This is a genomic window from Alistipes sp. An31A (assembly GCF_002159425.1).
Classification (GTDB): domain Bacteria; phylum Bacteroidota; class Bacteroidia; order Bacteroidales; family Rikenellaceae; genus Alistipes; species Alistipes excrementigallinarum.
Window position 1 is genome coordinate 405,977 of the sequence record NZ_NFIO01000001.1, and the last position, 24,356, is coordinate 430,332.

The 24,356-nt window shown below is 63.4% G+C and carries 20 protein-coding genes and 1 tRNA gene; 13 read left to right on the forward strand and 8 right to left on the reverse strand.

What is annotated here, in order from left to right:
- Positions 1–9 precede the first annotated feature (9 nt).
- From B5F90_RS01785 to B5F90_RS01795, 3 genes are read right to left on the reverse strand one after another with little or no spacing between them, the layout of a single operon-like run.
- On the reverse strand, positions 10–2,400 hold the full coding sequence (locus B5F90_RS01785; RefSeq protein ID WP_087360514.1) for an FtsX-like permease family protein: 2,391 nt from the start codon (positions 2,398–2,400) through the stop codon (positions 10–12).
- A gap of 15 nt (positions 2,401–2,415) precedes the next feature.
- Positions 2,416–3,678 (reverse strand): efflux RND transporter periplasmic adaptor subunit, encoded by a 1,263-nt coding sequence (locus B5F90_RS01790; RefSeq protein ID WP_087360517.1) that lies wholly within the window; start codon positions 3,676–3,678, stop codon positions 2,416–2,418.
- A gap of 36 nt (positions 3,679–3,714) precedes the next feature.
- A complete protein-coding gene (locus B5F90_RS01795; RefSeq protein WP_239307720.1) occupies positions 3,715–5,232 on the reverse strand; it encodes a TolC family protein in 1,518 nt (505 codons plus the stop codon).
- Positions 5,233–5,503: 271 nt separating this feature from the next.
- Between B5F90_RS01795 and B5F90_RS01800 the strand changes: the two genes are divergently transcribed.
- Both B5F90_RS01800 and B5F90_RS01805 read left to right on the forward strand, forming a co-directional pair.
- Positions 5,504–6,868: a sigma-54 dependent transcriptional regulator gene (locus B5F90_RS01800; RefSeq protein ID WP_087360520.1), complete on the forward strand. Its 1,365-nt coding sequence runs from the start codon at positions 5,504–5,506 to the stop codon at positions 6,866–6,868.
- Positions 6,865–8,178 (forward strand): ATP-binding protein, encoded by a 1,314-nt coding sequence (locus tag B5F90_RS01805; RefSeq protein WP_087360523.1) that lies wholly within the window; start codon positions 6,865–6,867, stop codon positions 8,176–8,178. Before B5F90_RS01800 ends, B5F90_RS01805 begins: the two co-directional genes overlap by 4 nt.
- 91 nt (positions 8,179–8,269) lie before the next feature.
- On the opposite strand, the gene B5F90_RS01810 is transcribed toward B5F90_RS01805, so the two are convergent.
- Positions 8,270–8,623: a hypothetical protein gene (locus B5F90_RS01810; protein WP_087360526.1), complete on the reverse strand. Its 354-nt coding sequence runs from the start codon at positions 8,621–8,623 to the stop codon at positions 8,270–8,272.
- 254 nt (positions 8,624–8,877) lie between these two features.
- Positions 8,878–8,951, reverse strand: a tRNA-Asp gene (locus B5F90_RS01815).
- A 507-nt stretch (positions 8,952–9,458) separates the two neighbouring features.
- Between B5F90_RS01815 and B5F90_RS01820 the strand changes: the two genes are divergently transcribed.
- The 5 genes from B5F90_RS01820 (at position 9,459) to B5F90_RS01835 (ending at position 14,671) form a co-directional block, all read left to right on the forward strand.
- Positions 9,459–10,154 carry a hypothetical protein gene (locus B5F90_RS01820; protein ID WP_087360529.1) on the forward strand — a complete coding sequence of 232 codons (696 nt, stop codon included), beginning with the start codon at positions 9,459–9,461 and terminating at the stop codon, positions 10,152–10,154.
- 121 nt (positions 10,155–10,275) lie between these two features.
- Positions 10,276–12,447, forward strand: a complete 2,172-nt coding sequence (locus B5F90_RS01825; RefSeq protein ID WP_087360531.1) for a TonB-dependent receptor — start codon at positions 10,276–10,278, stop codon at positions 12,445–12,447.
- Complete coding sequence (locus B5F90_RS10960; protein WP_162607736.1) at positions 12,417–12,572, forward strand: hypothetical protein; 156 nt, start codon at positions 12,417–12,419, stop codon at positions 12,570–12,572. The genes B5F90_RS01825 and B5F90_RS10960 overlap by 31 nt, the downstream gene beginning before the upstream one ends.
- A gap of 384 nt (positions 12,573–12,956) precedes the next feature.
- Positions 12,957–13,400: a translesion error-prone DNA polymerase V autoproteolytic subunit gene (gene umuD / locus B5F90_RS01830; protein WP_087360534.1), complete on the forward strand. Its 444-nt coding sequence runs from the start codon at positions 12,957–12,959 to the stop codon at positions 13,398–13,400.
- A gap of 8 nt (positions 13,401–13,408) precedes the next feature.
- Complete coding sequence (locus tag B5F90_RS01835) at positions 13,409–14,671, forward strand: Y-family DNA polymerase (RefSeq protein ID WP_087360537.1); 1,263 nt, start codon at positions 13,409–13,411, stop codon at positions 14,669–14,671.
- Positions 14,672–14,855: 184 nt separating this feature from the next.
- Here B5F90_RS01835 and B5F90_RS01840 read toward each other — a convergent pair whose 3' ends face one another.
- The 3 genes from B5F90_RS01840 to ybaK form a co-directional block, all read right to left on the reverse strand.
- Positions 14,856–15,431: a flavodoxin gene (locus B5F90_RS01840; protein ID WP_087360675.1), complete on the reverse strand. Its 576-nt coding sequence runs from the start codon at positions 15,429–15,431 to the stop codon at positions 14,856–14,858.
- A gap of 89 nt (positions 15,432–15,520) precedes the next feature.
- The gene (locus tag B5F90_RS01845) at positions 15,521–16,102 is read right to left on the reverse strand and encodes a DapH/DapD/GlmU-related protein (protein WP_087360677.1); all 582 of its coding nucleotides are present in this window, start codon (positions 16,100–16,102) and stop codon (positions 15,521–15,523) included.
- Between the two features lie 290 nt (positions 16,103–16,392).
- Positions 16,393–16,884, reverse strand: coding sequence for a Cys-tRNA(Pro) deacylase (gene ybaK / locus B5F90_RS01850; protein ID WP_087360540.1), 492 nt, complete (start codon positions 16,882–16,884; stop codon positions 16,393–16,395).
- A gap of 107 nt (positions 16,885–16,991) precedes the next feature.
- On the opposite strand from ybaK, the gene B5F90_RS01855 reads away from it, so the two are divergent.
- The 6 genes from B5F90_RS01855 to B5F90_RS01880 all read left to right on the forward strand — a co-directional run bounded on the left by B5F90_RS01855 (position 16,992) and on the right by B5F90_RS01880 (position 24,353).
- The gene (locus B5F90_RS01855) at positions 16,992–19,502 is read left to right on the forward strand and encodes a DUF5686 and carboxypeptidase-like regulatory domain-containing protein (protein WP_087360543.1); all 2,511 of its coding nucleotides are present in this window, start codon (positions 16,992–16,994) and stop codon (positions 19,500–19,502) included.
- 60 nt (positions 19,503–19,562) lie between these two features.
- Positions 19,563–20,222 (forward strand): HAD family phosphatase, encoded by a 660-nt coding sequence (locus B5F90_RS01860; protein WP_087360546.1) that lies wholly within the window; start codon positions 19,563–19,565, stop codon positions 20,220–20,222.
- A 2-nt stretch (positions 20,223–20,224) separates the two neighbouring features.
- Complete coding sequence (locus tag B5F90_RS01865; protein WP_087360549.1) at positions 20,225–20,590, forward strand: DMT family protein; 366 nt, start codon at positions 20,225–20,227, stop codon at positions 20,588–20,590.
- Positions 20,591–20,966: 376 nt separating this feature from the next.
- Positions 20,967–22,286, forward strand: coding sequence for a TolC family protein (locus B5F90_RS01870; RefSeq protein ID WP_087360552.1), 1,320 nt, complete (start codon positions 20,967–20,969; stop codon positions 22,284–22,286).
- Positions 22,287–22,311: 25 nt separating this feature from the next.
- On the forward strand, positions 22,312–23,517 hold the full coding sequence (locus tag B5F90_RS01875) for an efflux RND transporter periplasmic adaptor subunit (RefSeq protein ID WP_087360679.1): 1,206 nt from the start codon (positions 22,312–22,314) through the stop codon (positions 23,515–23,517).
- 83 nt (positions 23,518–23,600) lie between these two features.
- Complete coding sequence (locus B5F90_RS01880) at positions 23,601–24,353, forward strand: ABC transporter ATP-binding protein (RefSeq protein ID WP_087360555.1); 753 nt, start codon at positions 23,601–23,603, stop codon at positions 24,351–24,353.
- Positions 24,354–24,356: the final 3 nt, after the last annotated feature.

A 24,356-nucleotide genomic window follows, 5' to 3' on the forward strand; every position in this document is an offset into this window, starting at 1 on the left:
CGGGTTCAATCAGTTCTTGAGCGATTCGACGGGGTCGGCATCGGCGGCGCGACGGCTCTGCCATCCAACCGAAAGCAGCGCCACAATCGCGGCAAAAATGCCGGCAGCGAGGAAAATCCACGGCGAGAGGGCGATGCGCACGCTGTACTCCTCCAGCCAGCGCCGGAGCCCCCAGACGGCAATTGGCACGGCGATGACGAAGGCCACGCCCACGAGCGCCATGAAGCTGCGCACAAGACGCGTGAGCATCTCACGGCGCGAGGCCCCGAAGACGCGGCGCACGGCAATCTCCTGCCGTTTCTGCTGGATGTAGTAGGCCGCCATGGCGAAGAGTCCCAGCGAGGAGATGAGCAGCGCCACGAGGGTGAAGATTCCGACGATGTGCAGCAGGCGCCGCTGTGCCGCGAAGTCGTCGGCAATCTCATCGGTGACGTAACGCCCCGTGAAGGTGGCGCCGTCGGTCGTCCGCTGGAAGAGCTCCTCGACGGCCCGGTAGGCTGCGGCGTGGTCCCTGCCGGTCTTCACGAGGATGTTCCAGGGCTGGAAGTCGTCGGGGTTCTTCACCACGCGCAGCAGCACCGAGGTCGGGGCATCGAGCGCCGAACCGACCTGAAAGTCGCGGTAGATGCCCGCAATGACAATCGGTTGGGAGAGGTTCTCACCCACCTTGAATTCGGGTGCATCCTCCGCAATGCCCAGTTCGCGCAGAGCGTACTGGTTGATGTACCAGACATTCGAGGCCCAGAAATCCCGCGACGCGGCACTTCCGTCCGCATCGGCCACGTGGTTGTCGCGCAGCCGTTCGAGCCCCAGCATGCGGAAGTAGGTCGAGTCGCCGATAAAGACCTGAAACGAGACCATCCGGTCGGGGCCATACAGGACGGTGTTGTTGTTGCCGCGGTCGTGGGGCGTGCCGCATCCGAGGCCGACGGCCTCGACCTCGGGCAGCGAACGCAGTTCGTCGCAGAAATGACGCATCGCACTCCGGTCGGGAAAGATGCTGGTTTCAATATCGAGGATATCGTGCGTTTCGTATCCGAGCGGGGCGTTGACCAGATGGCGAATCTGGAGTCCGATGGTGATTGAGACGGCGAGCAGGACAATCGTAATGACGTTCTGCAGGGCGATGAGCACCCGTCCGTAAACCGTCTTGGCATGACGGCGGAAGGTGCCGCGTACGATGTCGATGGGCTGATAGCGCGCCACGAGCAGTGCCGGCACCAGTCCCGAGATTACGCCCAGCACGACAACGGCCAGCAGGCACCAGCCTGCAACCGGCACCGAGAAGTCGTTCCAGACGGCGACCTTCGTGCCGAGGAGTTGCGAGGCCCACGGCACGAACAGCTCCGCGATGCTCGAGGCGAAGAGCAGCGCCGCGGCGCAGAAGAGCGTCGATTCGAGCATCCACTTGAGGAAGATGTCTCCGCGCGAGGCGCCGAGCAGCCGCCGGGCAGCCATCTCGCGGGCCCGGAATCCGGCCTGCGCCACCGTGAGGTTGATGTAGTTCATCACGGCAAAGACGAGCACCACGAGCCCCACGCCCAGCAGGATGTAGAGGAACGACCGGCTGCCGTGAGCCAGTCGGTAGGTGTTGTTGGTCGGCTCGAAATAGAGTTGGCGCAGCGGGATGAGCCGCACCTGCTGGACGACATTGCCTATATAGGGCCAATAAATCTCCTTGAAGAAGGCGAGCATGTCGGGGACCTTGGCCTGCAGGTTGGCCCCCTTGCGGGCGAGCAGGAACGTAACGCCGGCCCCGCTGTTGGACATGCGTTCGTCGTTGGCCGCATTGGTCTCGGTGATGCGCTCGGCCCGCATGACGATGTCGGCCGCAGGAATCGTCGAGCGCTCGATGTCGCGCATGACGCCGCTGACGACATAGACGCGCTCGTCGTTGTCCACGCGGAGCGTCTGACCCAGCGGGTTGAACGTCCCGAAGACCTTGCGGGCGAACGACTCCGAGAGGACGACGTTCTCGCGGGCGGCAAGCGCCTCTTCACGCGAACCCTCGAGCAGCGTGAAATCGAACATCCGGAAGAAGGTCGTGTCGGCATGGAGCACCGAGGCGAGGAACTTCTGCCGGCCGATCTCGACGGGGGTCGTACCCGCATCCGAATCTTCGAAGAAGGCCACGGCACAGGTCGATTCAATCTCGGGATAGCGGTCGCGCAGATACTTCTGGAGGTAGTAGCCGCTGGCGACCGACTCCTCGGAGCAGACGGCATAGATGCGGTCTGCCTTGGTCTGGTAGCTGTCGACCGTGAGCTGGCGGGCCGTGTAGTCGGCCACAAGCAGCACGAAGGCCAGCGCCAGAGCCAGTCCGATGAAGTTGACGGCCGTGTAGAGGCGGTTGCGGCTCAGAAAGGTGAGCCACGAGCGGATATCGAGTTGGCGGAACATCTGCAACAACGATTATTACTTGTTGAGAATCAGCACGTCGTTGTCACCGTAGTTCTCGTAGCCCGAGACGATGACCCGCTCGCCCGGCTCCAGCCCTTCGAGCACCTCGTAGTACTGCGGGTTCTGACGTCCGATGCGAATCTGACGCTTGTAGGCACGGTCGCCCTCGGGGGCCAGTACGTAAATCCAGGCGCCGCCCGTCGACTGGTAGAACGAGCCGCGGGGGATGATGACCGCATCGGTCGGCTGTCCCAGCTCGAGGTGCAGGTAGTAGGTCTGGCCGCTGCGGATGTTGCGCGGATGGGCCCCCACGAAGGTGAAGTCGGCGCGGAACTGACCGTTGCGCACCTCGGGATAGACCTTCCTCAGGCGCATCGTGAAGGCGGTGTCCTGCCGCTCGAAGGTGGCGTCGAGCCCTGCACGCACGCGGTCGATATAGCTCTCGTCAATCTGCGCCTCGACCTTGTAGTCCGACAGGTCGTTCACCTGGCCGATTTTCTGTCCCGAGGTGACCGACTGTCCCAGCACGACGTCGAGCAGCCCCACTTCGCCGTCAATCGGCGACTTGACCTGCAGGTTGCCGATGCGCTGGCGGATGAGCTCCATGTTGCGCTTCATGTTGGCCAGGTTGTCCTCCATCTGCTCAATCTGCACCGTGCGGTAGAGCGAATCCTGCACCTGCCGCTCGATGTTCAACTCGCGCTTCTTGGCGGCCAGTTCGTAGTCCTCCTTCGACTGGAGCCAATCCTCGCGGGCTATGAGGTTGTTGCGGTAGAGCTCCTCGTTCTGCTGCCAGGTGCGGCGCTTGCGCTCGACGTCGAGGTCCAGCTGCACCTTGTCGAGCCGCAGGTCGAGCTTCTGCTGCTCCATCGAGATGAGCGTGTTGCGCAGGATGTTCTGCTTCTCGGCCAGCTCGGCCTCACTGTTGAGAATCTCGAGCGTGAGCGACGTGTTGCTCAGCTCCACGAGCACGTCGCCCTTGTGGACCGAGGCACCCTCCTCGACCACGAGCCGCTCGACGACGCCCGCCTCTAGGGGACTCAACTGCACGGTCGTGATGGGCTGCACCTGCCCCGTGACGCGGATGTAGTCGTTGAACTCGCCGCGGGCGACTTCGCCCACCGAGATGGTGCGGGCGTCGATGCGCAGCCTCGAAGAGTTGCCGCGCACGAGCAGCCAGACGACGAAGATGAGGAGCACGGCTCCTGCGAGATAGGGAATGCCCCGTTTGGTGAAGAGGGCACGCAGCCCCTTTTTCTTTTCAATGCGAATATCCATGGTGTGTATCGGTTTTTTCAATCTGTGGGATTCGGGTTATCGGATGAGCGGCTCGCCGTTGTAGTAGGCCACCAGCCGCACCTTGATGATGTATTGCAACCGGGCGCGCAGCCGCTCGGAGCGGGCCTGAAGCAGCTTGTCGGCTGCCGTCTGCAGGTCGAGGGCCGAGACCATGCCGCGCTCGTACTTGCCCGCAATGGCCTCGTAGGCCAGCCGCGCGGCGTCGCTCTTCTTCGAGGCCTGGACGAACTCCTTGCCGTAGCCCAGCATCTGCTGGTAGGCCTGCGCCACCTCGCTCTGGAGCGTGCGGAGGGTCTCCGTGCGGGTCTGCTGGGCGATGCGCCAGTTGTTGCGGGCGCGGTTGCGCGCCGTGCGGCGCGAGAGCCCTCCGAAGATAGGGATGTTCAGCTGCGCCGAGACGTAGAAGCCGCGGTTGTCGCGGAACTGGCTGGGGAACGAGGCATAGAGCGAACGGTTGTCGAGGCTCATGAAGAAGTTGGTCGAGTAGCCGCCCCCGACGTAGAGCGAGGGATAGAGGTTGCCCTTGGCCACGGAGAACTGCAGCTTCGAATGGCGCACGTCGTACTGCGCCGCCACCGCCTTGGGGTTGTTCTCCAGCGCATTGCCGAGCACCTCGTCGAAGGGGGCGACACCGGCCGGCGTCTCGATGGCCACCGCCGTATCGACGCGCAGCGGCCGGTCGGCCGGGTAGTTCATCGCCTCGCCCAGAGCGATTTCGGCCAGCGCGAGGTTGTTCTCCTGCTGCGTCAGGAGGTAGTCATCCGAGGCCTGCTGCGACTCGACCTCCGCCACGTCGGCGGCGCTCTTCAGCCCCAAATCGAAGAGCTTGCGGCTCTTCTCGAGCTCGGCCGTGCTGGTCTTGAGCTGCTCGCGGGCCAGCCGCACGCTCTCGGTGTAGTAGACCACGTCGAAGTAGGCCTGCATGGTCTTCAGCGCAATCTCGTCGCGGGCCAGCTGCAGCTCCTCGACCCCCTGCAGGCGCATGACGCGGGCGGCACGCACGGTGTTGATGCCGGTAAGTCCGGCAAAGAGGGGCAGCTGCCCCGAGAGGGAGTAGGAGTTGTCGAAGTTCGAGACGTCGGTATAGGTATTGGTCTCGGGGTCTACCGAACGGCCGAAGCTGGTCGAGGCGCCGACCGTGCCGCTCACCGAGGGGACCAGCGCAGCGACGGATTCGATATAATTCTGGCGGTAGTTGCGGTTGGTGTAGGCCTGACGCTGCACGGCGGGGCTGTGCTCGACGGCGTAGCGCATGCACTCCTCGAGCGTCATCGGCGCCGGCTCCCCTTCGGCCGTGGAGACCGCGTTATCGGCAGCGGAAGCGGCCGGAGCGGACTCCGAATCAGCCACGGAATCGGCAGCGGAAGCGGCCGGAGCAGCCGGGACGCTCTTTACCGAGTCGGCTCCGCCCGGAGCAGCCTGCGCGGCTGCCGCACCCTGCATGTCCGACGGCACGGGTGCCGCCGCAAGCAGGGACATCAGACCGAGTGTCCAGAAAATAGACAGCAGAGGGATTAAAACTGTTCGTTTCATACGAATTTCAGACTTTTGTTCTTTTGCCCCCAAACGATGCCAACCCCGTGCCAAAACATACAATACGCTGATTAACAACGTAAAGCACAGAACACTCACGGCACCGTCTGTAAAATATTTTTACACTCCCGTAAAAATTCTGGACAGGATGGACCGTTTTTCGCGGCGAAAAGCGTAATTTTAGCGCACCGAACACCGGAATCGCCCGGCCGGGAGCAGCCGCCATCGCCGCGAACATCCCAGCCGGAGCGCCCCAACGACATTCGTATATATGGCCAAAGAGAAAGAGGGTACGCTACTTGTCGTCGACGACAACCGCAGCATTCTGGCAGCCGTCCAGCTGCTCATGGGCAACTACTTCGCTCGCGTGGTGACGCTTCCGTCGCCCAATCAGCTGCTGACGACGCTGCGCCGCGAGCCGGTCGACGTCATCCTGCTCGACATGAACTTCTCGGCCGGCATCAACACCGGCAACGAGGGCTTCTACTGGCTGCAGGAGATTCACCGCAACTATCCCGACATCAAGGTGGTGCTCTTCACGGCCTATGCCGACATCGACCTTGCGGTGAGGGCCATGCGTGACGGAGCGGTCGACTTCGTGGTCAAGCCGTGGGACAACGAGCGTCTGGTGGCCGCCCTGCAGGGCGCCTACAACCTCTCGCGTTCGCAGCGCGAGGTGAAGCAGTTGAAGGAAATCAAGCGCGAGCTGACCAACGAGGAGCCGATGTTCTGGGGTACGAGCCCGGCCATGGCGCGCATCCGCGAGCTGGTCGAGAAGGTGGCCGCAACGGACGCCAATATCCTCATCACGGGCGAGAACGGCACGGGCAAGGAGATGCTCGCGCGCGAAATTCACCGCCGCTCGGCCCGCCGCCGCGAGCTGATGGTCCCGGTCGACATGGGTGCCCTGCCCGAGACGCTCTTCGAGAGCGAGCTCTTCGGCCACGTCAAGGGGGCCTTCACCGACGCCCGGGCGGACCGCGCCGGCAAGTTCGAGGTGGCCAACCACGGCTCGCTCTTCCTCGACGAAATCGGCAACCTGCCGCCGCACCTGCAGTCGAAGCTGCTGACGGCGCTCCAGAGCGGCCGCATCTTCCGCGTGGGGAGCAACACCCCCGTCACGGTCGACATCCGCCTCATCTCGGCCACGAACCGCGACCTCTACAAGATGGTCGAACAGGGCGCATTCCGCGAGGACCTGCTCTACCGCATCAACACGATTCACATCGACCTGCCGCCCCTGCGCCAGCGCCGCGAGGACATCCTTCCGCTGGCCGGGGAGTTCCTGCACCGCTACGCCGCCAGGTATGCCAAGCACATCGAGGGGTTCGATGCCGAGGCCGCGCGTGAGATGGAGGCCTATCCCTGGGCGGGCAACATCCGCGAGCTGCAGCACACCGTGGAGAAGGCCGTCATCCTCTGCGACGGCCCCATGATTACCCCATCGACGCTGCTGCTGCGCCCCACCGAAGCGCCCTCCCCTGCCGAGTCCGACGTCACGACCCTCGACGAGATGGAGCGCTCGATGATTGCCCGCGCCATGGAGCGCTGCGGCGGCAACATGACCGAGGTGGCCCGCCAGCTGGGCATCACGCGCCAGACGCTCTACAACAAAATCAAACGCTACGGATTATGAAACTCCCCAAAGGCATCGCATACGGTCCCATCATCACCTGGAGCGTGGTGCTTGCGCTGGCCTCGGCTGCCTGTGGGTGGATTCTCGCCCGGAGGCTCTATCCCTTCATGCTGCTCGACCTTCCCGTCATGGCGCTCGCCATCGCGCGGATTCTCCACCACTACGGCGATTCGGTGCGGCGCGTCACCTTCATGTTCAACGCTATAGACAGCGACGACCTCACCTTCCGCTTCAACGAGGACCCCTCGACGGTCGACAACACAATGCTCAACACGGCGCTCAACCGCATCAAGGAAATTCTCGCGCGGACCAAGCTGCAGGCCGAGGAGCGCGAACGCTACTACCAGCTCATCATGGAGAGCGCCCAGACGGGGCTCATCACGGTCAACGACACGGGCAGCGTCTACCAGGCCAACGGCGAGGCGTTGCGCATCTTCGGTCTGCAGCGCCTCACCCACATCCGGCAGCTCGAGCAGTCGGCTCCCGAAGCGGCGCGGGCGCTGGCCGCCATCCGCCCCGGCGAGAAGCTGCGCATCTCGTACACGACCGAGACGGGCGAGATGACGCTGACGCTGGGCTGCGCCGAAATCACGCTCGAAGAGAGGCACCGCCGGGTCATCTCCGTGAGCGACATCAACAGCGAGGTGAGCGAAATCCAGGTCGAATCGTGGAGCAAGCTCTCGCGCATCCTGACCCACGAAATCATGAACTCGCTGGCGCCGGTCACCTCGCTCAGCCAGACGCTGCTCGACATCGACCGGCCGATGGACCCCGACGTCAAGCGCGGGCTGGAGACCATCTCGGCGACGAGCCGGCGGCTGGTCTCCTTCGTCGACAGCTACCGGCGCTTCACGCGGATTCCGGCGCCGCAGCGCGAGCCGTTCGAGGTGCGCGAGCTTATCCGGCAGGCCGAGGTGCTGACGGCGGCCAGCGAGGATGCCCTGCGGATTCGGGTCGACATCGAACCGGCCGACACGATGATTTACGCCGACAAGGTCCAGCTGGGACAGGTTGCCGTCAATCTGCTCAAGAATGCCCGCGAGGCGATTGCCGGACGGCCGGATGGCGAAATCGAAATCCGCTCGCGCATCGACGCGGCCGAGCACGTCGTCATCGAGTTCAGCAACAACGGCGGGGCCATCCCTGCGGAGGTTGCCGAGAACATTTTCACCCCCTTCTACACGACCAAGCCCGACGGTTCGGGCATCGGGCTGAGCCTCTCGCGGAGAATCATGCAGCTGCACGGCGGCTCGCTGCGCCTGACAAGCAACACCGACCGGCGAGTGACCTTCACCCTGCAGATCGGGTAAGAGGGCGTGTGTCGCATGCAAGACCACCGGATGTAACAAAAGAGCAATTCCATCATGGAATTGCTCTTAATCTTAACGGTAGTGTGAGGAGTTAACTTACCTTTTGTCGATCGTCTGCGTCGACTTGCATGACGATCATTTTCTGCTGTGGTCGGTAAAGCAGCCATTTCCGGAAGGCTTCGGATTCCATACTGCCCACACAGAATGACAAAGCGGCAATCATCTCCAGATTGTAGAAATCTACATAGCCGGACATTCGATGCGTGCGGTATTCGTTCACATGCTTTGACTTGTAGATTGAACGAATATTGTTGTTGATGGCTGCCACAAAAACTCCGAACAGTCGCGCAATTTGCCATTGCGTCATCCAGACCGTTCCATCCGATGAAAGCTCGATGGTCACGTTCCCGTTTTCAATGCTCAATGAGCCGAATTCGTTTTTCATGACTGCGTGGTTTTGTGGTTTACATCAGCAAATGTAGGAATTTTTTTATATTGCAAAAAGTTTTTGTCCGATAGGGATGCTCTCGCTACCACCCAAAAAAAGAAGAATCGCTATTTTATTTTTCCAATAAAGTAGCGATTAATCGGGGAGAGAAGATCTCGAGATTACACTCAAGAAAAATAATATAGTTGCTTGATTTTTGGGTGTAAAATTGGGTGTAAATCTCGTAACTACTTGATTTACACCCTTGTTTGCGGTGCGTAGGGGACTCGAACCCCTGACCCCGTGCGTGACAGGCACGTATTCTAACCAGCTGAACTAACGCACCCCTTTCGGTATTGCGAGTGCAAAGATACAGCCATTTTTGAAAACCGCAAATTTTTTCGCCACTTTTTTTCATCCGACTGCGGTTGCAGGGCAAAATTCCGTCGCCGCACTCGCCCAACGCAAGGGTGCGGCACCGCATACCGCCCGGCAACGGAGAGGCCGGCACGGGTTCACTACAGGATGGTCGGGACCGGCAAGAGCTGTCGCATGAGCACGGCATGATAGTCGGAGTGAATCCGAAGCCCCCTTTTCCCGGGTAAGAAGAAAGAGGCTATACGGAAAAATCGTATCTTTGCGTCAAGACCCGACCGGGGAAGGCAGCATGCCGGACGCAACGTGCTCGGCAAAAAAGCACGTCCTGTAAGGCGGCCGAAGGCACTGCCGAGAGCATAGTCCGAAGGCGCAACCCGGAGATACTGCCCGGAGCAGCAGCCCGGAAACATAGTCCGGAGCCGTTGCCCGGAAACGGGTCCGAGGCAAAAGAGACAAAAGAATCTGAATCTGAATTATGGAACAACACCTTCTGGAAAGTCCGACCGACGTGGAGGAGCGCTGTCTGGAGCTCGGCTTCCTCCCCTTCTTCCGATGCGGCATCCCCGGCTTCTCCATCGAGGAGATGGTCGCCCGCGAGTACTGGTTTACCGACGAGGAGGGGGCCTGGGAGTGGAAGGGCCCCATCATCCGCGACGGGCAGTGCGCCTACGGCAAGTTCTTCAACCGCAAGGCGGGATTCGTCAGCCGCGCATGGCTGCCCGACTGGGCCAACTACCGCCGCTCGCTGCATCTGGCGCCGAACGACGACGCGGCGGCGCTCGACGACGTGGTACTGCAGACGATTCTGGCCGAAGGGTCGGCCACCATCAAGGAGCTGCGCCGGATGCTGGGCTTTGCCAAGGGGCGCGGGCGGCGGACGGCGGCGGACCTCGAATCGGAGGTGGCCGAGGATGAGAAAATATCGCTCGACCCGATTCTCACGCGGCTGCAGATGGAGGCACGGCTGGTCATCGCCGACTTCGAATACAACATCGACCGCCACGGCAACCCCTACGGCTGGGGCGTGGCGCGCTACATGGCACCCGAATCGCTCTACGGCCCGCTTCGGACCGAGCGTACGCCCGAGGAGTCGTTCGAGCGCATCCGCGACCACTTCCGGGAGCTCTTTCCCGCCGTTCCCGAGAGCCGTCTACGGAGGCTGATTGGCTGACGCGGGCCGCCCGGCAGGCGGCAGGAGTCAGGTGCCGGGCAGTGCGGCCATCCGCTGCCTTGCGGCGGCTGCGCGACCGTTTTTTCATTATCTTTGTTCCCTCTACCCCACGTCCGAAACAATGAGAATCCTCGCCATACTGATTGCCACGCTCGGCTGTCAGCTCTGTCTGGGACAGAGCCTGACGATTTCGGGGCGAATCGTCGACGAACAGCATCGGCCCGTTCCGTTTGCCAACGTTGTCCTGCTCCACGGCAGCGACACGCTGAGCATGGTGCAGGGCACGGCCTCGGACCTCTCGGGCCGATACGCATTCGAGGGGGTCGCCCCCGGAGCGTATCTGCTGAAGGCTTCATTCGTGGGATACAAAACCGCCTCCGCACGGCTGCAGGCCGCGAGGAGCCGGAGCTGCGACCTGCTCCTGCAGCGCGACTCCATGTCCATCGGCGAGGTGGTTGTCGAGGGGGAACGGAGCATTCGGAGCATCGACAAAAGCTCCTACCTCTTCTCCGAGGCCCAAATCGCGCAGGTATCCGACGGCCGCGAGCTGGTCGCCACGCTGCCCAATCTCCGCATCGACAGGACCTCCGACGCGCTGGCAACGGTCAACGGGAAGAGGCTGCTGCTGCTCATCAACGGCATCAAGGCTTCGGACGAGGATTTGAGGCTGATTCCGGCCGACAAGATACGCAAGGTCGAACTCTACGACGTCCCGCCGATTCGCTACATGAACGATGCCGAACGGGTGGTCAACATCCTCACCAAACCGCTCGATGCGGGTTGGAGCGGCAACCTCTACGGAACACTGGGACAGATGTTCTCGAATGCCTCCATCACACTCTCCCACGTCAGAGGCGACAATCGCTTCACGTTCCACTACGGCGCCCACATCAACATGAAACGGGAGGTCCGGAACCGGGAAACGGGCCGCTACGCCTACCGAATCGGCGAGGAGAACTACCTCTACGACTATCTGCGCGAGAGCCTGAAGTGGGGCCACCAGCACAACTTCGGGTTGACCTATACGCGCAGCAGGGAGCAGAGCTACGACCTGCAAATCAAGGCATCGGCCCATACGGACAACGAGTGGATGGAGGCCGACAAACGCATCTCCTTTGCACGGAACACGCTGCAGGAGGAGCGCACGGGGCGTCTGACCGACCGCACCGAAAGCCTCGTACCGACGCTCGACCTCTATTTCGCGAAATACTTCTCGGAGCGCAGCACGCTGGTTGTCAACCTTGTGGGAAGCTATTTCGACAACCGTCAGCGAACCCGTTCGACGGAGAGCGGCACCACGGGATTCGACGACCTGATGCTGCTCGACAACCGGAAGAGCAGCCTGATTGGCGAGGCGGCCTACCTCCACCGCTTCTCCCGCGCCCAGCTCACGGTCGGCTACCGCAGCCAATGCAACTTCCTGTCGAACCGGCTGCGCAACTCGGTCTCCGGGCAGCCGCAGAGCGAAAGAATCAACACGCAAAAGCACTACCTCTATGCGGAAATCAGCGGCAAGCTCCATTCATGGCTCTACCGAGCCAGTCTGGGCGCCACGGCTGACATCCGCTCGGGTGAGGGCGGCTTCCGCCACCTCACCTTCACGCCGGTCGTGATGCTCGGCTACGCCATCGACCGGGCCAACACGCTGCGCCTGGCCTACGACTCCGACACCCGGATGCCGGAGATGCAGCAGATGTCCGAGGCGCGGATTCTGCTCATGAGCGATTTCTACCAGACGGGGAATGCCGAGCTGAAAAACGCACACCGCCAGAGCTGGAGGCTGAGCTACGACCTCCAGCTGCGGAGGTTCTCGCTGCAGGCGGCGCTTTTCCACGAACAGACGCGCAACAGCCTGTTCGACTCCTACCGTTCGGGCGACGGCTGCATGCTGCTCCAGACCGACAACGCCAAGCGGGACATCCGCCGCGGCTTCGAGCTCAATCTGGACTGGACGCCCTGGAAGTTCCTGCGCATCGGCGGCAGCGCAGAGGCCGCACAGCAGCTTTTCCAGCCGTCGGAGGCATCCGCGACCTATCGCTGCTGGAGCTTTCCCGTCACGCTCTACCTCTCGGCCAATTACCGGAACTTCTCGTTCGACCTCTACCACTCGGGGGCACCTATCTTTCGGGGCTCTACAAGAGCGGCATCGAGAAGGCCTCCTACGTCAGTCTGGGATATACGCACGGCTCCCTGCGCGTTGTGCTTCAGTGCTTCTTCCCCTTCATGCAGGACCGATACTCGAACCGCACCATTCCCGAAAGCGTGGTACGCCACAACACGGACTACCACCTGAGGAGCAAGGACCACGCCGTGGCGCTGAGCCTTTCGTGGAGCTTCGAAACGGGACGCAGACGGGCCGCCATGCGGCAGCGCATCGAGAACCGCGACGACGACAGCGGCGTGTTCCGCATCAAATAGGCCGCTACCCCACCCCCGGCCGGGCGTCCGGACCAGAGCGGCGGCACCACGGACCCAGACGGAGGGAGCAGCCCAATCCCGGGCGGAAACGCAATCCCGGTCCGGGCGGCGGCACAACCCAGTCCAAGCGGCGTCAGTCCGGGCCCACGCCCCGGCGTCGTTGCGGCGCGGCTTTTGCCCCAACCCGCAAAGAGGCGGATAGAGCCACAAGCCCCCGGGAAAGCATCGGAAAAGGCTCTGAGGAGGCGGCCGAAAGGGGCAAAGGAGGAGGCTGAGTCGGCAAAAACGCAAAAAAGCGGGGAAAATACGGCAAAGCGCAAAAAACCGAAGGAGAGCCGCAGAAAGAGAAAAGATAAAAAAGACAAACGTGATGCAGACAACGAGATGAACGAAAAGAAGAACAAGACCTTGACCTTCCACGCTCCCGACCTCACCACACGGCAGGAGCTTCCCGTGGCGGGCAGCACCGTCCGGGCGGGCTTTCCCTCGCCGGCCGACGACTTCCTCGACACTCCGCTCGACCTGAACCGCGAGCTGGTCCACAACCCCGCGTCGACCTTCTTCGTGCGCGTGGCGGGCGACAGCATGGCCGGCGACGGCATCGGCGACGGCGACCTGCTCATCGTCGACCGGGCGGTCGACCCCTACGACGGCTGCATCGCCGTCTGCTACGTCGACGGTGAATTCACCGTCAAGCGCGTGCGGCTCGAAAAGGGGTGCGCATGGCTCATGCCTTCGAACCCGAAATACCGCCCGCTCCGGGTCGACGCCGGCAACGAATTCCTCATCTGGGGCGTTGTCCGCCACGTCATCAAGAGCTTCAAATAACCGCTGCAATGTACGGACTCTGCGACTGCAACAACTTCTATGCCTCCTGCGAGCGGGTCTTCCGGCCCGACCTCGTGGGACGCCCCGTCGTGGTGCTCTCGAACAACGACGGCTGCATCATCGCCCGCTCGAACGAGGCCAAAGCCCTCGGCATCGGCATGGGGCAGCCCTTCTACCAGGTGCGGCCGCTCATCGAGCGGGGGCAGGTGGCAGTCTTCTCGGCCAACTTCGCCCTCTACGGCGACATGTCGCGGCGGGTGATGGCGACGCTGCGCGCGCTGGTTCCCGGCATCGAGGTCTACTCGATTGACGAGGCCTTCTTCGACCTGCGGGGCGTCGACGGCCCCTTCGACGAGCTGGGCCGCAGCATCGGGCGCACCATCCGCCGCAACACGGGCATCCCGGTCAGCATCGGCATCGCCCCGACCAAGACGCTGGCCAAAATCGCCTCGAAGCTGGCCAAGCAGTACCCGCGGCTCGAGGGATGTTGCTACATGCACCGCGCGGAGGATATCGACAAGGTGCTGGGCTGCTTCCCGCTGCGGGATGTCTGGGGCATCGGGCGCCGCTACGGGCGGATGTTCGACCGCATGGGGCTCGTCACGGCCCGTCAGTTCGTCGAGCTGCCGCAGGAGTGGGTCCGCGCACGCATGGGCATCACGGGGCTGCGCACCTGGAATGAGCTGCGGGGAGTCGAGTGCATCTCCTTCGAGCAGATGCCCCAGCGCAAGCAGCAGATTACCGTCTCGCGCAGCTTTCCCCGCGAAATATACACGCTCGAAGAGCTGGAGCGCATCGTGGCCGAGTTCGCCTCGATGTGCGCCGAGAAGTTGCGCGCCGAGCACTCGGTCTGCCGCGAGGTGCAGTGCTACCTGCTCACCAACCGCCACCGCGAGGAGCAGCCCCAGCGCTGCGTGACGGGGCTGTCGCTCATCCCCGACCCGACCGACAGCTCGCTCGAGCTGGTGCGGCAGGCCCGCATCGCCCTGCGGCAGATTTTCCAGCCGGGGTACGGATACAAAAAGGCCGGCGTGCTGCTCGCGCAGATTACGCCGGCTTCCGAACTTCAGGGTTCTCTCTTCACACCGGCCGAGCACGAGAAACACGCACGGCTGATGAAGGTCCTCGATGCGGTCAACAAGAGCTGCGGCAAGGGGAGGCTCGTCGTCGCGGCGCAGGGCACCGAGCCCTTCCGCATGAACCGCGAGCACCTCTCGCCCCGCTATACGACCGACTGGAGGGAGCTGCTTGTGGTCAAGGCGACAAAGTGACGGAGGGCTTCATTCCGACCGTCCCCCGCTGCATGGCTGCATGCCGCGTGTCAGCGGCACAACAGTGCGCGTCGCGGGGCGGAAGCAGAACGGCAGCACAACACGAGACGGGAGCGGGACAGAGGCTCGACAGGGCGTAGCGCGAACCAGTTGCGTTGCGTTGCGCTGCGCCGCGCAGTGCGGGTCAGTTGCGTCCGGCCGCGGCGCTGCGTGCCCAGTCGGCGACGGCTTCGCGGCTCATGCCGTTGAGCAGCCGCCCGGCCGACCACTCCAGCTCGGGATAGCTGCGCCGCAGGGCGGCGACACTGCCCGCGATGCTGCTGCTTCCCGAGGTAGCGAAGGGGATGATGCGCTTGCCGCTCAGGTCGTGCTGCTCGATGAAGCTGTTGACGACCCGCGGCGCGAGGTTCCACCAGACGGGATAGCCCAGAAAGACGACGTCGTACTCCTCGACACGCACCCCTGCGGGACGAATCGCGGGGCGCGCCTCGGCGTCGTTCATCTCCCGGGAGCTGCGCGAACGGTCATCGCGCCAGTTCAGGTCGGCCGACGTGTAGGGCTTCTCGGGCACAATCTCGCAGAGGGTGCCGCCCGTGGCGGCCGCGATGTTGCGGGCCGCAGCGGCCGTTGTTCCCGTCGCCGAGAAGTAGACGACGAGCGTACGCGGCGAGGCGCCGCCGTGTGCCGGGGCGCTCTGCCCCGAAGCCTGCGCTCCCGCGAAGAGGAGCATGGCAAGCGTGGAGAGGGTTTTGGCTTTCATGATATAATCGGTTTGGTTATAGACGGAGGTATTTCCGGCCGACACCGGCACCCGTCAGAGACAGCGGCACCGTGCGCAGCCGGCATCATTTACTCGGTGCGCCCGGCAAGGGCTGCGGCGCCGGCAATCTCCTCGTCGCTCAGGCGGCGGATAAGCCGGGCGGGGTTGCCTGCCACAATCGTATTGGGCTCGACGTCGTGCGTCACGACGCTTCCGGCCCCCACCACGCTGTTCTCACCGACGGTCACGCCGGGCAGAATCGTCGCCCCGGCGCCAATCCAGACGCGGCGGCAGATGCGGACCGGACGGCAGGTGATGACCATCCGGTCGACCAGGTCATGGTTGTTCGAGACCAGCTGCGCGTTGGCGGCAATCTGCACGTCGTCGTCGATGGTGATGCCGCCGGCGGCCATCATCAGCGCACCGTTCATGACCGTCACCCGGCGGCCAATCGTCACGCAGTGGGGCCGCACCACCGTCAGCGGCGTACGCACGACGCTCCCCTCGCCCATGCGGGGAAAGAGTCGGTGCATGAGTTGGTCGTACTCTTCGGTCATCGGCATCGTCTGGTTGAACCGAAAGAGCAGCTGCGCCTGCTCGCGTGCCAGCGCCAGCTCCTCGGCGCTCTGATGGGCACAGTCGATGCGGAGCTCTTCGTAATCCGTTTTCATCGTTGCATTCATTTTTTACGATACAAAGATACACCGCCGCGCACAAAGAGCGCCTAACCCGATTCCGGATTTACATACCCCGTTTACCGATTCCGCGCGGAGCGCATGCAGCCATAACGCCGCCCGGGACGGCGCTCTTCGGAGCGGATGACCCGTAAAAAGACGCATCCTCCGCACTCCCGCACAGGAAGGAAGAGGATGCTCTTTCTCGTTTGCTGCAAGCGGATTGCAGCCAGTGTGCTCATGCAAAGCTTGAGGCTTCCGCGAACTCAAGCACCGCGTGAGGTGCGCTATGCCGGATGGCTCAGTTCGGCCACGGTCGCACGGACGTAGGCGATGAGCTCCGCCGGGGCGACCTTGAGCTGGAGCCCCCGCACGCCGGCGCTGATGTAGATGAAGGGGTGGTCGAGGGCCGTGGAGTGGATGTAGGTCGGGAAGGCCTTCTTCATCCCCACGGGTGAGCAGCCGCCACGGATGTATCCCGTCACGGGAAGCAGCTCCTTGACCGGAATCAGGTCAACCTTCTTGTTGCCCGAGACGCGGGCCGCAGCCTTGAGGTCGACCTCGTGGTCGCCCGGCACGACGCACACGAAGTATCCCGTGCGGTCGCCCTTCAGCACCAGCGTCTTGAAGACGCAGGCGATATCCTCGCCCAGCTGTTCGGCCACATGCGTGGCGGCCAGATGCTCCTCGTCCACCGCGTAGGGAACCAGTTCGTAGGCGATTTTGGCCCGGTCGAGCAGCCGGGCGGCATTGGTCTTTTCAACCTTGGAGTGTCCCATCTCTCAAAAACAGTATAAAACAGTCGTTGTTCCGTTAATCTACGAAATTCGCCGCAAAGGTAGTTTATTTTTTGTCGTTTCGTTCCTTTTTGTATCTTTGTATTTATATGCTGAGATGCCGAACCTCATACCTCATCGGACTCATCGTCCTGATGGCCGGTCTGCTCGGCTGCCGCGAACTCCGCGCCCAGAGCACCCGGGTTCGCGGCCAGGTGACCGACGCCGCTACGGGGGAACCGCTGCAGTTCGTCAGCGTTGTCTTTCCGGGCACCACCGTGGGCATCACCACCGACAAGCAGGGCATCTACTCGCTCGAGACGCGCGACACGGTGAGCCGCATCGAGGCCTCGATGGTGGGCTACGTCAGCCGCACGCAGCCCGTCACCCCGAGGCAGTACAACCAGGTCGACTTCGCGCTCGAGGCGGCGCAGTTCGGCATCGACAACGTGGTCATCACCCCGGGCGAGAACCCGGCGCTGCCGATTCTCAAGGGGGTCATCCGCAACCGCTCACGCAACAATCCCGCTGAGTATGAGCGTTACAGCTGCGCCACCTACACCAAAATGGAGCTCGACCTGACCAACATCAAGCCGCACTTCCGGAACCGGCGCATGCAGAAGAACTTCGGCTTCATCTTCGACCACATCGACACCTCGGCCCTCACCGGGCAGCCCTACCTGCCGGCCATGATATCGGAGGCGGTGGCCGACTACTACCACAGCCGCCAGCCCGCACTCAGCCGCGAGGTGATTCGGGGCAGCCGCGTCTCGGGCGTCGAGGACAGCTTCACCGTCGCCCAGTTCACCGGCCAGCTGCAGGGCGACATCAACTTCTACGACAACTTCATCGCGCTGTTCAACGTCCGCTTCGCCAGCCCCCTCTCCTCGATGGGCGAGTCGTTCTACAACTACTTCCTGGTCGACAGCCTCGAGGTCGACGGCCGCAAGACCTACAAAATCCGCTTCCACCCCAAGCGCCTCTCGACGGCCGTGCTCGACGGCGAGGTGAACATCGACTCGGCCACCTATGCGCTGCAATCGGCCTCGGCCCGCATGCCCAAGGGGGTCAACGTCAACTGGATAAACCACCTGCTGCTCGAAAACGAGAACCAGCTGCTCGACGAGGGGGTCTGGTTCCGCAAGCGGGACAAGGTCTCGGCCGAGTTCTCGGTCACGCAGGCCGACTCCTCGAAGCTCGTCTCCTTCATCGGCACGCGCGAGGTGGCCTACTCCGACATCCGCATCGGTGCGCCCATCCCCCGGGAGGTGCTGAGCATGGACAACGACGTGGTCATCGCTGACGACGAGGCCGGCTCGCGCGACGAGCGCTTCTGGGAGGAGGCGCGCCCCTACCGGCTGAGCGACCAGGAGCGGGGCATCTACGCCATGGTCGACTCGATTCAGAAGGCGCCGCTCTACCGCAACATCTACACGATTCTCAACACCATCATCGGCGGCTACTACAACACGAAGTACATCGGCATCGGCCCCTACTACAAGATGGTGAGCTTCAACCGCCTCGAAGGGTTCCGCATGCAGCTGGGCGGCCGCACGACAACGGAGGTGAGCCGCCGCATCCGCCTCTCGGCCTACGTCGCCTACGGTACCCGCGACGAGGATGTCAAGGGGGGCGGAGGCGTGGAGCTCTCCTTCAACCGGCGGCTTACGCGCAAGCTCTCGCTCACGGCCTCGCACGACGTGCGGCAGCTGGGTGCCGGACAGAACGCGCTGGCGGACAACAACCTGCTCAGCTCGATTTTCTCACGCGGGAACAAGCGCCTCTCGATGGTCAACCGCGCCGAGGCGCTCTACGAGCACGAATGGATACACGGACTGAGCAACACGCTCGGCGCCCGCCTCCAGCGGGTCTACGGCAACCGCTACGTGCCGCTGCTGCGCCCCGACAGCAGCGCCGTCGGCTCGATTTCGAGCACGGCGTTCCATGTGGGCATGCGCTTCTCGTACCACGAGAAAATCTACCGCACGGCCTTTGACAAGCAGTATCTGGGCTCGCGCTACCCGATTCTCGCGGTCGGCTTCACGGCCGGAGTAAAGGGGCTCATGCGCAACGACTACAATTTCTACCGTCTCGAGGGGCGTCTTCACTACAAGCTCGACCTGCCGCCCATCGGCTACTCGCGCATCACGGTCGAGGGGGGCCGCATCTTCGGCAAGGTCCCCTACCCGCTGCTCAAGCTGCACGAGGGCAACGGCACCTACTTCTACGACGCCTACGCCTTCTCGTGCATGAACTACTACGAGTTCGCGTCGGACACGTGGCTCGCGTTCTTCTACGAGCACCACTTCAACGGCTACCTGCTGGGGCGCATTCCGCTGCTCAAGCGGCTCAAGTGGCGCGAGGTGCTGGTCTGCAAGGGGGTCTGGGGCTCGCTCCGCGACGAGAACAACGGCAGTCTGCCCGCCACGCAGGCCGTGCTGCTCTTCCCGCGCGGCATGTCGTCGGTCACCGAGCCCTATATCGAGGCGGGCTTCGGCATCGAGAACATCTTCCGCCTGCTGCGCATCGACTGCATCTGGCGGCTCACCCACCGCTCGCCCGTCGAGGGGCAGAACATCCAGAACTTCGCCGTCAACCTGAGTCTCAACCTCAAATTCTGACCCGCCGCCCATCCGCCGTCCCGGGGAATTGACTACCTTTGCGGAAAATTTCCGAAGACGATGATACAGGGAGCCATTTTCGACATGGACGGCGTGCTGGTCAACAACACGCCGGTCCACATCCGGGCCTTCGAAATCTTCTGCGACCGCTACGGGGTCCGCGACTGGCAATCGAAGCTCGGCAACGCCTACGGCATGGGCAACGACGACATCATGCGGCTCATTCTGCCCGAGGAGCTGATTCGCACGCGGGGCCTCGCGGCGCTGGCCGACGAGAAGGAGGCCATCTACCGCGAAATCTACGCTCCCGAAATCCAACCCACGCCGGGTCTGGTCGAGACGCTCGGCCAGCTGCGCGCGGCGGGCATCCGCTGCGCCGTGGGGTCGTCGGGCTGCCGCGCCAACGTCGACTTCGTCCTCGACGCCTGCCGCATCGGCGACTTCTTCGAGGCGCGCATCTGCGGCGACATGGTGACCCGCTGCAAGCCCGACCCCGAAATCTACCAAACGGCCGCCGCCGCACTCGGACTCGACCCCGCCGCGTGTCTGGTCTTCGAGGATGCCCCGGCCGGCATCGAGGCGGCCCGCCGCGCCGGCATCGGCCGCATCGTGGCGCTGGCCACCACCCTGCCCCGCGAGCAGCTCGAGAAGGCCGAGGGCCTCTACCGCATCGTCACCGACTTCCGGGACATCACGAACATCCATCAAATACTCGAATAACCATGTGGAAAGCCGTCGCAACCGTCGGGTTGCTCGTCGTATCGAATGCATTCATGACCCTGGCCTGGTACGGGCACATCGCCTTCAAGTCGAAGCTCGAGCGCTTCGGGCTGGTGGCCATCGTCCTCATCAGCTGGGGAATAGCCCTCTTTGAGTACTGCTTCCAGGTTCCTGCCAACCGCATCGGAAGCGCCCAGTTCGGAGGCCCCTTCACGCTCTGGCAGCTCAAGGTCATCCAGGAGGTGGTGTCGCTCTCGGTCTTCACCGTCTTCGCGCTGGTCTTCATGAAGTCGGACACGCTGCGCTGGAACCATCTTGCAGGCTTCATCTGCCTGATTATGGCCGTCTACTTCATCTTCCGCAAGTAGCTCCCCCGCGGCAACCGCCGGCAGCCAACGCCACCGCAGCAACTACCGGCATCATCCGCCGCCTGCCATAAGGCAGCACCCGGAAAGCAGCCGCCCGCGGCAACACGCCGCCCGAAAAGCCGCCGCCCGCAACACAGGAGCGCCTTCCCCATACCGGGGAGGCGCTCTTTTTTGTACCCGTCGCTCAAGGAGAGGAAAAACGGACGAGGGGCAGGAACGGCTGACGCGGAACGGGGCCCGGAGGCGCAGGGAGGGCCCTCCGGCGCGGAATTTTCGTCGGACAAAACAGCCCGTTGGTCGAGGGATTCGCCCTTCCGGTCTATTGTATTTGCACGCGTGTGCACCTTCGGGTAGCTTTGCGGCAAAACGAACGACCATGAAGCGCACGCTGATATGCACCCTCCTCGCAACGCTCGCCCTCGGACGGGCGGCTGCGGAGTCCGACTCCCTGCGGGTCTGGACGCTGAACGACTGTCTGAACTATGCGCTCGAGCACAACATCCAGCTGCAGCAGAGCCGCAACGACTACCTCTCGGGCGTCGAGGATACGAAGGAGGCCCGGGCGGCTCTCTTCCCCTCGCTGACCGCCTCCACCTCGCAGAGCGTGACCAACTACCCCTCGTCGAACGCCGTCGACCGCACCAGCTATACGGGCACCTACGGTCTCGAGGCCGGCATGACGCTCTACAACGGCGGCCGGCTGCGCACGGCCGTCAAGCGGCAGCAGCTGCAGAACCGCATCGACGAACTCTCGGTCGACGAGGCGGCCAACGACATCCGCATCGCCATCGTGCAGGCCTACATGCAGTGCCTCTACGCCGCCGAGGCGGTGACGGTCAACCGCAGCACGGCCGACGCCTCGAAGGCGCAGCGCGACCGTGCCGAGGCGATGTGGCAGGCCGGCTCCATCAGCCGCGTCGACTTCGCACAGCTCGAGAGCCAGTATGCAAGCGACGAATACCAGGTCGTCGTGGCCCGCTCGACGCTCGACAGCTACAAACTCCGGCTCAAGCAGCTGCTCGAACTGGGCATCACCGACGAGATGACCCTCGCCGAGCCGGAGGTCGGCCAGGAGGCGATCCTTGCCCAACTGCCCGCCAAGACCGACATCTACGCCACGGCACTGGAGAGCATGCCCGAAATCGCCCGCGGCGAACTGGCCGTCGAGGCGGCCGAGCTCGAGGTGCGCGAGGCCCGGGCGGGCTTCCTGCCGACACTGGCGCTGACGGCCGGCATCGGAACGGGCCACATGTCGGGCGGCAGCTTCGAGAGCGGCACCCAAATCTGGAACCGCTTCAATGAAAACGTCGGCCTAACGCTCAGCATCCCCCTCTTCTCCAACCGCCGGAATCGCACGGCCACCAACAAGGCGCGGCTGACGGCCGCCAACATGCGGCTCACGTGGCTCGACCTGAAGAAGACGCTGCTCGAGGAGGTCGAGGGGGCCTACCTCGACGCCCTGTCGGCCCAGTCGCAGTACGTCGCGGCCGTCGAGAAGCAGCAGTACGCCCGGCGCAGCTACGAGCTGACGAGCGAGCAGTTCGCCGTCGGGATGAAGAACACCGTCGAGCTGCTGACGGCCCAGAACGAGCTGACGGCCGCCCGCCAGGAGGTGCTGCAGGCCAAGTACATGTCGCTGCTCAACATCGAGCTGCTCAACATCTACCAGGGACGGGGTACCAACGCCGAATATTGACAAAACGAACGATAAGACCATGAACATGAAACGGAAAAAGACGCTTCTTGCGGCGCTGGCCGCCGTGGCGGTCGTCTGCGGAGCGTGGCTCTGGCTGCGCTCGCCCCGCACGGACGACATCACGCTGCAGACGGCCGCAACCAGCCGCATCACGATTCGCAACTCGGTGATGGCCACCGGTACGGTCGAGCCGGTCACCGAGGTCGAGGTGGGTACCCAGGTTTCGGGCATCATCGACCGGCTCTATGTCGACTACAACGACGTGGTGAAGGCCGGACAGCTCATCGCCGAGATGGACAAGGTGACACTGCAGGCCCAGTTGGAGCAGTCGCAGGCCGAGCTGGCGAGCTGCAAGACCGAGTACGAGTACCAGATGAAGAACTACACCCGCACGCGCACGCTCCACGAAAAGCAGCTGGTCAGCGACGCCGAGTACGACGAGGCCCTCTACCTCTACGAGAAGGCGCGCAACGCCTACGAACAGGCCAAGGCCGCCATCGTGCAGGTGAAGCAGAACCTCGACTACGCCACCATCACCTCGCCCATCGACGGCGTGGTCATCAGCCGGGCCGTCGAGGAGGGGCAGACCGTGGCCGCAGGCTTCGAGACGCCTACCCTCTTCACCATCGCCAACGACCTGACGCAGATGCGCGTCATCGCCGACGTCGACGAGGCCGACATCGGCCAGGTGAAGGATGGCCAGCGGGTCGAGTTCACCGTCGACGCCTACCCCGACGACACCTTCGAGGGGACGGTGCAGCAGGTGCGGCTCGAGGCGACGACCGAGTCGAGCGTGGTCACCTACGAGGTGGTTATCTCGGCCTACAACCCCGACCTGAAGCTCAAACCGGGTCTGACGGCCAACGTCACCATCTATACGCTCGAGAAGGAGCATGCGCTGGCCGTTCCGACCAAGGCGCTGCGCTTCGTGCCCGACGCCGAGCTGCTGTCGCGCATCGGTATCACCGTCGACGGGCAGAGCGCTCCCGCCCAGACGGGCAAGCGCGAGTTATGGGTAAAAAACGGGGATACGCTGGTGCCGCGTACTGTGAGCGCCGGCGCATCGAGTGGCGAGCTGACCGAAATTACCGAGGGACTTGCCGACGGCGAGGTGGTCGCCATCGGGCTAAGCGCCGCATCCGAAGAGCCGGCGGCGGCCTCGGTCGAGCGTAGTCCCTTCATGCCCTCGCCTCCGGGCGGCGACAAGGGGAAAAAGCAACAGGCCCGGTAGCGGCCGCACGGGACGTGGCGGAGGGCCCCGGAAAGGAGGCCCGCCGCACCTCCCGGCCGCCTGACATGAATAAAACGAAGAATATGGAAACCAGCAACAAGGAGGTCATCCGTCTGGAGCACATACGCCGCGACTTCCACGTCGGCGACGAGGTGGTGCACGCCCTGCGCGACGTCTCGTTCACCATCCTCGAGGGCGAATTCGTCACCATCATGGGCACCTCGGGCTCCGGCAAGTCGACGCTGCTCAATACGCTCGGATGCCTCGACACCCCGACGTCGGGCGAATACTACCTCGACGGCGTGGCCGTGCGCACGATGGACAAGAACCAGCGGGCGACGCTCCGCAACCGCAAAATCGGCTTCGTCTTCCAGAACTACAACCTGCTGCCCAAGACGACGGCCATCGAGAACGTCGAGCTGCCTCTCATGTACAACCCCTCGTGTTCGGCCGCCGAGCGCTACCGCCGTTCGGTCGAGGCGCTGCGGGCAGTGGGGCTCGGCGACCGGCTGCTCCACCGCAGCAATCAGATGTCGGGCGGCCAGATGCAGCGCGTGGCCATCGCCCGGGCGCTGGTCAACAACCCGGCGGTCATCCTCGCCGACGAGGCGACGGGCAACCTCGACACGCGCACCAGCTTCGAGGTGCTGGTGCTCTTCCAGCAGCTCCATGCCGCCGGCCGCACCATCATCTTCGTAACGCACAACCCCGACATCGCGCGCTACAGCAGCCGCAACATCACGCTGCGCGACGGCCGCATCACGGGCGACGTGCGCAACGACCGGATTCTGAGCGCAGCCGAGGCGCTGGCGAGGCTGCCCAAAAACGACGATTGAGCC

What these genes read in the sequence shown, in the direction of transcription:
- B5F90_RS01865 (WP_087360549.1), top strand. Translation starts at nt 20,225, where the DNA reads ATGTGGAAAGCCGTCGCAACCGTCGGGTTGCTCGTCGTATCGAATGCA.
- B5F90_RS01860 (WP_087360546.1), top strand. Translation starts at nt 19,563, where the DNA reads ATGATACAGGGAGCCATTTTCGACATGGACGGCGTGCTGGTCAACAAC.
- B5F90_RS01795 (WP_239307720.1), bottom strand. Translation starts at nt 5,232, where the DNA reads ATGAAACGAACAGTTTTAATCCCTCTGCTGTCTATTTTCTGGACACTC.
- B5F90_RS01845 (WP_087360677.1), bottom strand. Translation starts at nt 16,102, where the DNA reads ATGAAAACGGATTACGAAGAGCTCCGCATCGACTGTGCCCATCAGAGC.
- B5F90_RS01825 (WP_087360531.1), top strand. Translation starts at nt 10,276, where the DNA reads ATGAGAATCCTCGCCATACTGATTGCCACGCTCGGCTGTCAGCTCTGT.
- B5F90_RS01810 (WP_087360526.1), bottom strand. Translation starts at nt 8,623, where the DNA reads ATGAAAAACGAATTCGGCTCATTGAGCATTGAAAACGGGAACGTGACC.
- B5F90_RS01785 (WP_087360514.1), bottom strand. Translation starts at nt 2,400, where the DNA reads ATGTTCCGCCAACTCGATATCCGCTCGTGGCTCACCTTTCTGAGCCGC.
- B5F90_RS01835 (WP_087360537.1), top strand. Translation starts at nt 13,409, where the DNA reads ATGTACGGACTCTGCGACTGCAACAACTTCTATGCCTCCTGCGAGCGG.
- umuD (WP_087360534.1), top strand. Translation starts at nt 12,957, where the DNA reads ATGAACGAAAAGAAGAACAAGACCTTGACCTTCCACGCTCCCGACCTC.
- B5F90_RS01880 (WP_087360555.1), top strand. Translation starts at nt 23,601, where the DNA reads ATGGAAACCAGCAACAAGGAGGTCATCCGTCTGGAGCACATACGCCGC.
- B5F90_RS01855 (WP_087360543.1), top strand. Translation starts at nt 16,992, where the DNA reads ATGCTGAGATGCCGAACCTCATACCTCATCGGACTCATCGTCCTGATG.
- B5F90_RS01790 (WP_087360517.1), bottom strand. Translation starts at nt 3,678, where the DNA reads ATGGATATTCGCATTGAAAAGAAAAAGGGGCTGCGTGCCCTCTTCACC.
- B5F90_RS01875 (WP_087360679.1), top strand. Translation starts at nt 22,312, where the DNA reads ATGAAACGGAAAAAGACGCTTCTTGCGGCGCTGGCCGCCGTGGCGGTC.
- B5F90_RS01840 (WP_087360675.1), bottom strand. Translation starts at nt 15,431, where the DNA reads ATGAAAGCCAAAACCCTCTCCACGCTTGCCATGCTCCTCTTCGCGGGA.
- ybaK (WP_087360540.1), bottom strand. Translation starts at nt 16,884, where the DNA reads ATGGGACACTCCAAGGTTGAAAAGACCAATGCCGCCCGGCTGCTCGAC.
- B5F90_RS01870 (WP_087360552.1), top strand. Translation starts at nt 20,967, where the DNA reads ATGAAGCGCACGCTGATATGCACCCTCCTCGCAACGCTCGCCCTCGGA.
- B5F90_RS01805 (WP_087360523.1), top strand. Translation starts at nt 6,865, where the DNA reads ATGAAACTCCCCAAAGGCATCGCATACGGTCCCATCATCACCTGGAGC.
- B5F90_RS01820 (WP_087360529.1), top strand. Translation starts at nt 9,459, where the DNA reads ATGGAACAACACCTTCTGGAAAGTCCGACCGACGTGGAGGAGCGCTGT.
- B5F90_RS01800 (WP_087360520.1), top strand. Translation starts at nt 5,504, where the DNA reads ATGGCCAAAGAGAAAGAGGGTACGCTACTTGTCGTCGACGACAACCGC.